Source organism: Formosa algae, assembly GCF_001439665.1.
Lineage (GTDB): Bacteria > Bacteroidota > Bacteroidia > Flavobacteriales > Flavobacteriaceae > Formosa > Formosa algae.
Window position 1 is genome coordinate 1 of sequence record NZ_LMAK01000042.1, and the last position, 10539, is coordinate 10539.

Annotated in this window: 7 protein-coding genes; all 7 read right to left on the minus strand. The window is 35.5% G+C overall.

Annotation, left to right across the window (positions count from 1 at the left end; translation table 11 throughout):
• Window positions 1-376, minus strand: a 376-nt coding sequence (locus tag AST99_RS11190) for an LUD domain-containing protein (RefSeq protein ID WP_198151494.1), incomplete at its 3' end; no start/stop codon positions are given.
• An 8-nt stretch (window positions 377-384) separates the two neighbouring features.
• Complete coding sequence (locus AST99_RS11195; protein WP_057781923.1) at window positions 385-1122, minus strand: (Fe-S)-binding protein; 738 nt, start codon at window positions 1120-1122, stop codon at window positions 385-387.
• 96 nt (window positions 1123-1218) lie between these two features.
• Complete coding sequence (gene fucP, locus AST99_RS11200) at window positions 1219-2520, minus strand: L-fucose:H+ symporter permease (RefSeq protein ID WP_057781924.1); 1302 nt, start codon at window positions 2518-2520, stop codon at window positions 1219-1221.
• A 70-nt stretch (window positions 2521-2590) separates the two neighbouring features.
• A complete protein-coding gene (gene aldA, locus AST99_RS11205) occupies window positions 2591-4033 on the minus strand; it encodes an aldehyde dehydrogenase (protein ID WP_057781925.1) in 1443 nt (480 codons plus the stop codon).
• 947 nt (window positions 4034-4980) lie between these two features.
• Window positions 4981-6573, minus strand: coding sequence for an alpha-L-fucosidase (locus AST99_RS11210; RefSeq protein WP_057781926.1), 1593 nt, complete (start codon window positions 6571-6573; stop codon window positions 4981-4983).
• Between the two features lie 16 nt (window positions 6574-6589).
• Window positions 6590-7795 carry a DUF6786 family protein gene (locus AST99_RS11215; protein WP_057781927.1) on the minus strand — a complete coding sequence of 402 codons (1206 nt, stop codon included), beginning with the start codon at window positions 7793-7795 and terminating at the stop codon, window positions 6590-6592.
• A 115-nt stretch (window positions 7796-7910) separates the two neighbouring features.
• On the minus strand, window positions 7911-10235 hold the full coding sequence (locus tag AST99_RS18755) for an alpha/beta hydrolase fold domain-containing protein (RefSeq protein WP_198151496.1): 2325 nt from the start codon (window positions 10233-10235) through the stop codon (window positions 7911-7913).
• Between the last annotated feature and the right edge of the window lie 304 nt (window positions 10236-10539).

The following is a 10539-nucleotide window of genomic DNA, read 5'->3' on the forward strand; positions in this document are numbered from 1 at the left end:
CTTCAATCCCATCGGCCTCCAAAAAAGGGTTTAAATGACATTCTTCGGTCAACATCGATTTACTTTTTACTACTTTCTTGGCATTGTGCGCTTTTAAAATACTGTGCACAATTTTATTATGTTCGGCGCCATCTTTAGCCCAATGGACTTCGACCCCGTTTTTTAACGCATTTTCCTCAAACTGAATTAGATAATGATCTAGATTAGACAACATATGTGCCTTAATACCTTGTCCTAAATTACGTAACTCCTCCCATCCTTCTACAGAATGTGCAGACTTATCGCGTTTATGACGCACAAACCAAAGGGCTTTATCATGCCAATTGACTTTCTTTTCGTCTTTATTAAATAAGGTTGCCGCTTGTGAATGACTCATGTTTTAATTCAATTTACACTGTTTAAAATTTCGGCGATATGACGTATTTTTAAAGGCTGCTTGTTTCTATTAACCAAACCTTCCAAATGCATTAAGCATGACGTATCTGTTGCTGTAATCACTTCCGCACCATTATCTAAATGATCTTGCACACGGTCTTTCCCCATTTTAACTGAAATTGCTTCTTCGGCAACCGCAAAGGTGCCTCCAAATCCGCAACACTCATCTTCACGATTTAATTTAATGATTTCCGTGCCTTCGACTTCTGCTAATAATTCCCCGATATAAGAAAATTCTGGAGTGACTTTTTCGGAACAAGATCCTAATCGTAATCCACGTAATCCATGGCAACTTTTATGAATCCCTACTTTGTGTGGAAAACGCGCTCCAACATTTTTAATTTTTAATACGTTCAATATGAAATCGCACAATTCATACACATTATTCCGAACATTAGTCACATCGTCAGTTTGCGGAATCACATCAAAATGCTTTTTAACATGATACGCACAACTACCTGATGGTGTTACGATATAATCAAAATCCTTAAAATTCTTTACAAAATTATGACAGGCTCCAACAGACTCATTTTCATAACCTGAATTCGCCATGGGTTGCCCACAACAAGTTTGTCCAGAAGGATACACCACCTCAACATTCAATTTCTCTAAAAGCTCTAAGGTTGCTTTTCCTACTTGCGGATACAATTGGTTGATATAACACGGAATAAATAATCCTACTTTCATGTTGTATAATTTTTACTTTTTTTCAATCTCGACACATACCGAAGAAGTTCTAAAAAAACTAAGATATGTCCCGTTCAACAGTTAGCCTTATTATGTTTATTTAGAATACACTTTCATGGTTCTATAACCATACAAAGCAATCACACAGAAACATATAAATGGTAAAATGAAAGATATATTAACTGCTGCAAAACTTCCGATGCTTCCTTTATCGATAATGGTACCTTGTAAGATTGGCATTAAAGCACCTCCTACTATAGCCATAACTAAACCAGCAGCCCCTAAGGTTGAATCTTCTTCACTTAATCCCTTAAGCGCAATACCATAAATGGTTGGAAACATTAAAGACATAAATGCAGATGTTGCTACAAGGCAATATAAACCGAGCATACCTTCTATTAAAATGACACCCGAAGTGGTTATCATGGCACCAATAGCAAAAATGGTTAGTAACTTTTTAGAGTCTATAAATCGCATTAAATACGTACTAATAAATCTGCTAGATAAGAAGATAATCATGGCAACAATATTATAATTCTGTGCTGTAGCTTTAGCAATTCCTAAATTATCTGCGTATTGAATAATAAATGTCCAACACATAATTTGTGCCGCTACATAGAATAATTGTGCAATAACACCTTCTCTATATTTTCCGTTTTTAAACAACCTTTTAAACGATTCTTTAGCTGGTCCATGTGCTGCAGTACTCGCAGGCTTAGGCATTTTAGATAGCGAAATAAGAACCAGCATAAAAATGACTACTGCACCAAGAATAACATATGGATTTCTAATAATCGCCAAATCATGAGTTCTAATTACAGCTTTTTGAGCTTCATCTAAAGTGGCAAAAATTAACTCGCCCATTTCGTTTCGCTTATCAGAATCTAAAGCTGTTAAAATAAACTTTGAAGCGACAAACATACCGAAAAGTGATCCGATAGGATTAAATGCTTGAGCCAAGTTTAAACGCTGTGTCGAGGTGCGCTCATCTCCCATTGCTAATATGTATGGGTTGGCTGTTGTCTCTAAAAACGCTAATCCGAAGGTTAAAATATAAAGTGACCCTAAAAAGAATCCGAATACCTCATACTTAGCCGCAGGAAAAAACAAGAGGGCTCCAAAGGCATAAAGCGATAGCCCTAATAAGATTCCTTTTTTATAACTATATTTTCTTACAAAAAGAGCAGCAGGAATCGCCATAGTCGCATAACCACCATAAAAAGCAAATTGGACTAAAGCCGCTTTAGCTGTAGAAATTTCCATAACAGTTCCAAAAGCTGCTACCATAGGATTGGTAATATCGTTTGCAAATCCCCATAGAGAAAACAGTGAAGTAATTAGAATAAATGGAACTAAAACTTCTTTTGAAACTACTGGTACTTTTTCTATTTTTTTCATAATGATATACAATTCGAATCGGATCTCTATAGACTTTTTAATATAGAGATTAATTCATCTTTTTTATTAGTTACGATCTATATTGAGCATAAACAACTTTAGTTTGTAAATACTCTTCCATGCCGTGTTTTCCATCTGCACCGCCTAATCCAGATTTTTTCCAACCTGCATGAAAACCTTGAATGGCTTCAAAATGCTCTCTGTTTACATAGGTTTCACCAAATTGTAATTCTTGACTAGCATGCATTACTTTATTAAAATTTTCTGAGAAAATTGATGATGTTAATCCATATTCACAATCGTTTGATAACGCAATTGCCTCATCTAATGAGCCAAATTTCATAACAGGCAATACAGGACCAAACACTTCCTCTTGTATGATTTGCATATCCTGCTTAACATTAGTTAATAATGTAGGCTGATAGAAATATCCTTTATTAAATTGATTGGAACGCGTTCCTCCTACCACAACTTCTGCACCTTCTTTCTTCGCAAATTCAACCATTTCAGAAACTTTATCAACTTGATCTTTAGATACCAATGCACTCATATCTGGATTATTGTCAGAAAACGCATCTTCTACTTTAACATCAGACATTTTTTGAGCGAGCATATCTAAAAATTTATCATAAATAGAATCTTCTACATACACACGTTCTGCACAATTACAAACTTGTCCGCTATAAATCACTTTAGACGATACAATTGCGTTTACAGCTAATTCTAAATTAGCATCTGCACATACAATTGCCGGAGCTTTACCTCCTAATTCTAAAGACACTTTAGTGATATTTTGAGCTGCAGCTTCCATAATTTTCTGACCTGCAAACACACTTCCTGTTAAACTTACAATACCTGTTATTGGGCTTTTAGTAAGTGCGTTACCAACCACACCTCCTGTACCAAGCACAAAATTTAAAACACCATCTGCAAGACCTATATTTTCAATTAATTTTGCAAATTCCATAATGGTATTCGGAGCAATACAACTAGGCTTAATAACACAGGTATTTCCTGTAACTAAAGATGGAGCCACTTTACGAGCCATTACAAAAAATGGAAAGTTCCATGGACAAATACCCACAGCCACTCCAATTGGAGCTTTATGTAGAAAAATATGTTCTTTCTGACGATCACTCTGAATAATCTCACCTTCAATACGTCTAGCCCATCCAGCATTATAATCAAAATAATCTGCAGTTACATCGATTTCGACTTGTGCTAAACCAATAACTTTAGCTTGTTCTTTAGCTAAAGTTTCAGCTAAAAAGACTCTATTTTCACGAATTACATTGGCCATTTTATTTAAAAAACCTGCACGTGTAATAGCTGTTAACGATTTCCATGCATGTTGCGCATGTTGTGCGGCTTCTAACGCATGGTTTGCATCTTCTACTGATCCTTTTGGAATGATCGATAACACCTCTTCGGTACATGGGTTTAACACTTCTGTTGTTCCCGTAGAGGTCGAGTTTATAAATCTCCCGTTTATGTATTGATTAAATTCTTTCATGACTTTTACTTTTGTGTTTTTTAGTTATTTGTTTAATGCTTAAAGCAACCTTTCTCCTTAAATTATGATTTAACTGGCAAATTAAATTCTAAATATAATTTTTGATAAGTCGAATAGTAGAGTTACAAAAATGACAAATAACACTAATATTTTATTTATCTATTACAATCTACTTTATGTACAATTTAAACATTAATATATTTTACACTTATTTACAACACAAATTCAAGTCTTATATTGAAGAAATCTAATGTTAATATTAGTGCTTAAATAAAAAACAGCAGGCTCAAATTAAAAAAATGAAATTAATAATTATAGAATAGATAAAAAGAAAAAACAGCAATATCTGCATTTATAAATTATGAAAATTTATTTTTTACAGTTAATTTACTTTTATAACAAAAAAAAACAAGTCAGAATATCAATTGTACTATAGCTTGCTATCATTAGGTCACTTTCATCATTAAAAAATATAATTCAGTGTTCTCACATTAATATATTTTCAATACTACAACGTATTTAAAACTAAACCAACCTACTTATTATACACTAAAAAAGAAACACTTACACCTAATTCCAATATAAAACCACTGAAGACACCTACTTATGTGAGACGCGATATTAACGCATATTATATAGCTACTGACGATATATATTTAGTGCATTTTTAAAATCATCTAATTTCATTTCAATAAGGATAAATCTTACAAATAGCGCTATATTCACAACACAACTTATTATGAATAATTAAAACATTACACTAAAACAATCAGAAGTTAATAATGACGTTTTAGCTCATATTAAAAGATTTAGATATACGACATTTACTTTATAAATTGAAGCATCTTAAAACGCATGCAAATTCTGATACAAACTAAATTGTAAGTATTTTCATATAGGTACACAAAGAAACAGACTAACAATAAAAACAGAAATAAAGTACATTTTTAGTGATTTCCGTCTAAATCCACTTTTTTCGTTCCCTCCAAAGCTTTACTTGCATCTGTTTGGATCGCTTTTGGATCGTGTTGTTCCGTCTTTGTTTCAATTCTAAAAGTCCAAGCGTACTGACTTTCTCCTAAATCTTTTGGCGGTGTTATTTCTAAACCATTGGCAGTCATATTCCATTCAATTAAAGCTTCAGATCCTAACAAGACTACAGATTTTACTTCAGTCTCACCCCACTCTTTTGTAGCCTCAATGACAATAGCATCCTGGGGTTGCTCTAATGCAATGGCATAAAGGTTCATTCCTTTAGTCGTAAATGATATATTCCCATGGTCTTGATGATTCACCTTCCAATAGCGAGTGCCGTAAATGGCTTCTCCATTTGTTTTTAACCAATTTCCCATACTATGAAGCAAATCAACTTGTGGTTGCGGTATAGTACCATCGGCTTTAGGCCCAATATTCACTAAAAAATTACCATTTCTTGAAACAACCTCAACCATTTCAGAAATAATATCTTTTGGCGTTTTGTATGTGTCATGTTCTAAAAACCCGAAAGATGTTCCAAACGTCGTGCAACTTTGCCATTTCGGACCAATCACTTTTAGTTTTAAATTGTCTTTCTCTAAACAGCCCACACCATCTGGCCAGTTTCGATTTTTGCCCTTGTTATTTAAATAAACCTCTTGATTGTTTATATTGCCATTATTCATAAAATCAGTAATCATCAATCTACATTGATCATAGAAATATTGAATTTCAGGTTTAAAAACTTTGGGTTCTACTAAAGTACTGTTCCCGTCTCTAGTAAAAATTGGAATGTCATCAATCCACAAAAAATCGGGTTTATATTTCTCTTGAATTTCTTTCCATCGTGCAACATATTCATCGACCGCGCTTGTATCGAATCCGAATGGTCCATATAAAGAAGCTGCACTAGGATTGTTTTTGATTTCTGCCAAAATATCGGCATGCGGTTCTGCATTCACCACATATTGTTCTGTAGTAAAAAAGCTGGAATGTCGTTCGCGATGATAAGATGGTGCATATTTTAGACCTTGCTTTTTCACAGCTGCACCTAAGTCGCCTACCAAATCTCTTTTCGGCCCCATATCTTTAGCATTCCAAGGAGTTAATTCCGAATCCCAATTGGCCCAACCATCATGATGCTCGGCCGTTAACACCACATACTTTGCTCCTACTTCAGCAAAAAGTTCTGCCCACTCGTCTGGATTCCAATGTTCTGCTTTAAACTCTGGTATAATATCTTTATAACCAAACTCTGGAGGTGCTGCGCCCCAACGAGACCTTAAATATGGATAATAATAAGCGGTGTCTTTATAAATTAATTTAGGAACATGTTCTGCATACCCTCTTCCTTCTTTTTTATGACCTATAACACTATAAGGCCCCCAATGAATAAATATTCCTACTTTCCCATCGTTAAACCAATCTGGTACCGGCATATTTTGCAACGCTTCCCAACTGCCATCATAAGGTAGTTTAACATTATCTTCTTGTTTTTGCTTTGAGTTACAAGCTCCTAAAAACAAAACAACTATAACAATAAACAACACATTTTTAAATCTCATATTTTAAATCGTTTTTTTAATGAAACGCATTTGTAACATCCTCTACCGTAACTCCAAATAGTGCTTTTATTATTGGATTTAAACTTTCTGCATCACCTTCAATATGACAGGTTAATTGGACATGTGTTTGACGTTCTCCAACTTTTAAATCTAATGCTGGCGAAGATGTTTCTAATTCGTAAAATGGTCCTAGAGGATCTGCTCCAGGTTCTGGAGCGCCATCATTGTATGCATTAATAACGTCACCTTCAAACGGTTTATCTTGAAGTTCCCACATGGAGTTCACATAATCTGTAACGCCTTCGGGTTTATTATACTTTAATATGGTTAACACCCCATTTTCAGAATCGTAAGATCCTGCTATACTTTTTGCACGCTTAGGAGATAGTCCTATTTTACTGCGGTATTCTCCATCGCCTTTAAAATAAATTACACCTTCTTTTACCACCAAGCGGTCTGTGGGCACTTTTCCGAAATAATTATCGTTAACGACTTGTCCTAATTCAGATTCATTACCTTGGATAAACGGAATTAAAATAGTGGTATGTGGCGAATGATTAAACATCCCTAGCATCCACATAGATAATAAACCGGTTTCTTTTTCCCAATCGGTGTTCCCAAGATTGGTCATGGTATTTTTGGTTTGATACGCCACCGTTTTTATATCATCTGCAAGTGACGCTAATCCTAATGCTTTTTGAAGTTCTGTTTTAGATAAAATAGAAATTTCACGCTCGATACCCATATCAAATTTGAAACCTGAATAATTAACCAAAGATGCTTCTTTAGTAAAAACGGCTTTGTTTGAAGATACACTTTTCACATCAAAAGATTCTAAATCGATAAGCCTTGGCGCATACCAATCATCTAAAGTAAACTCGGTTCCTTTTTTGAAGAAAATTGAATATTGTCCGCCTTCTGGTCCTAACCAAAAACGCTCTTCACCTCCAAACACATTAATATGATCTAACGTATCACGCGATGCAAATAACTCGCGATTAATCCATCCATAACTTCTACCCTTAGCTCCAAACGCACTACTCGTCATAACACGTCCTTGAAGCGCTGCGGACAGTGCTACTTTGGACTGATTAGAGGCATCGGTTAGTTGAATAACATCGATATAATCAGACATAAAACTCACATCGTCGGCGTAAGTTTTAGAAGATTCTTGCTTTTGAACATTTGAAATTGAGTCGTTTAAATGCTGATCTTTTTCCATTTTAGATTTCTTTTTAGAATTACATGATACGGTTAATACAATAGCGCAAAAAAATGTGGTGCGCCTGATAATTATAGTTATTAGATTTAGTTTCATAGGTTTGAATAGTTTGTTTTTAATCTTCATGGTCTGTTCGAAATGGATACGCAGGTAAATCTGCTCCATTCACTAAATTTACATCAGGTTTTCCTGAAAACGCATAGCGAATAAATAAAGGTTTTTTTACTGCTTTTGCACTTAACACAATGGTTTCTCCTTTAATTTTCGCTTGAGCAGGTTTCCATTGCATCGTATCATCTGCAAGCCAAAATCCTGTTGGCGACTCACCATCTAATGTTTTTAATCCTTCCGCATTTTTATAAGTCACAATCAACTTTCGGTTTTTAATCTCTACCGTTTTCATTTTTGGTCCTTGTGCGGTGACATCTTTACCAAGTGTTTCCTTTGCAGCTACCAAAGCCAAACGTTTTCCTATTGGTAATTTATCTTTGGGATGAATATCTTTTACATCACCTAGATCAATCGTATTGATCATACTGGTCTTTGGAAGATTTAAAACTTGCAACTGAGACTCTCGCATCCAAGCCCAAGATTCTGCAGCAGGATCATTCGGATCGATGTCTGGTGTTTTCTCAGTCCCTTTTCCATAACCTGGCAACATGACTACCATAAAACGCATATCGTCTTTATGCCATACTTTGCGATATTGCTTAACCCAACCACTAAAGACTTCACCATATTCTTTCATACCAGATACCTTATGAAACCAATTGGCTTCTGTGACTTCTGGCACTCCTGAAATATATCGCGTATTACGTTCGCCTTGATACCACACTAAACCTCTTACTGCAAATGGTGCTAAAGGTTTCATCATACCATTGTATAAAATATTGGGTTGTCTACGTAAATAAACATCCTCTTTATTCGTCCGGCTTTTACCTTTTGCTATGATGCTTTTAAGTCGATTTTGAGTTAACGTATCGGCATCAAAATCTTTCATTATAGTCTTGTAATACTCAAAATCTTGCGTCATATCTCGAGGCATCCAAGCCTCTATGGACGAACTTCCCCAAGATGCATGAAGTATACCTACAGGCACATCTCCAACTGCTTCTAAATAATAGGCAAATGCAAAGGCAACAGCACTATTAGGCGTTTGAGCTGACCACGTGCCGTTTACCTCTGCTTCTTCTTTTAAAGAAACCGTTCGATTGACTTCGAAACTACGTATGTGTTTGGCTTTAGGAACTAAAGCTTCAATATCCGGAACAGCCTTTACTCGCATAGCCATATTAGATTGCCCAGAGCAAATCCAAACTTCACCTACTAACACATCAGAGACAACAACGTTATTATCTCCTTTTAAAATTAAATCTTGACTTATTTTTGAAGCTTGTAACGTATCTAATTCAATCCTCCAGGCTCCGTAAACATCTGCAGTGGTCGATTTAGATTGCCCTGCAAAAGACACAGAAACATCTTGACCTGCTTTAGCGGTTCCCCAAACCTGCACTTGCATACCACGCTGAAGCACCATATGATCACTAAAAATATTTGAAGGCTTCACATCTGTATTGATGAATTGGGCCTTCAAAAACGCATAACTCTTCTCCATCAAATCTGCATACACGGTTTTGTCTGCTTTATTCCCCCTAAAGTAAAATCCATTAAAAAAACCATGATCTTTACCTTTATAAGATTCTAATCTGCATCTATTTCCTGCTTCGTTCATTACCCGATTAAACCGTTCTGCATTTTCAAAAGGCACCGTGTGGTCTGCCATACCATGAAACACTAAAGTAGGCACTAGCCCCTTTTTAATATGATGAATGGGAGAAATATCTGTTTTATGCGCTTCCCCAACTTTATCTAATCCATAGCCTTTTTCTGTAGTGTCTAACACGGGATTATACAAAATCATCGCATTAGGTTTAGAACTGACAGATAAATCTTCATTAGCATCTTCATAGCCTTCAATAATAGCTGTACATGCCGCCACATGACCACCTGCCGAGCCTCCTGAGGCTATAATTTCATTAGGATTAACACCTAATTCTGAAGCATGTTCTCGCACCCAACGTATAGCCGATTTCGCGTCGGTAACCGCATCAAAAGGTGTGCTTCCGTGCACTTTATTGACTCTATATTCTGCTGAAATCGCAACAACACCTTGTTCTGCAAAATAACGCGATTGTTCATAAAATTGTTTCGGTGTGCCGCCGGCCCATCCACCACCAAAGAAAAAGACAATAACAGGAACTTGATCTGTAATTTGATGCCCTTTTGGATTAAAAATATGAAGAGACAACTTAGTATCATCTATAGTTTTAAATACAGTAGTAGTATCAGGAGCAATAATATTATTATTAACTCCTATTGATTCTGCATGAGAAACCATACTTGAAATGAATAGTAATGCTGTGACTAAAAATGTCTTCATATTATTTTTTTAATTTTTATTTTTTAACCTCTAAGATATTGCTTTTAACGGGTTTTATTTTGATTCACGATTGCTTTTAATTTAGCATCCATGTCTTTTACAACCTCAGAAAATTGACTATAAACATTCGTGTTTTGATTCACATCGCCTTTTAAATTATACAATTATGCAGCAGGTGCATCTGCTTTAATCGTACCATTTTCAATATCACTATTCACGCTTCCTACAAATGCTGTTGCTGGAGGTCCGCCCCAAGCATGATGATTTGGTTTAGAACCAACGAACCCGCCTCTGCCTTGTCAGC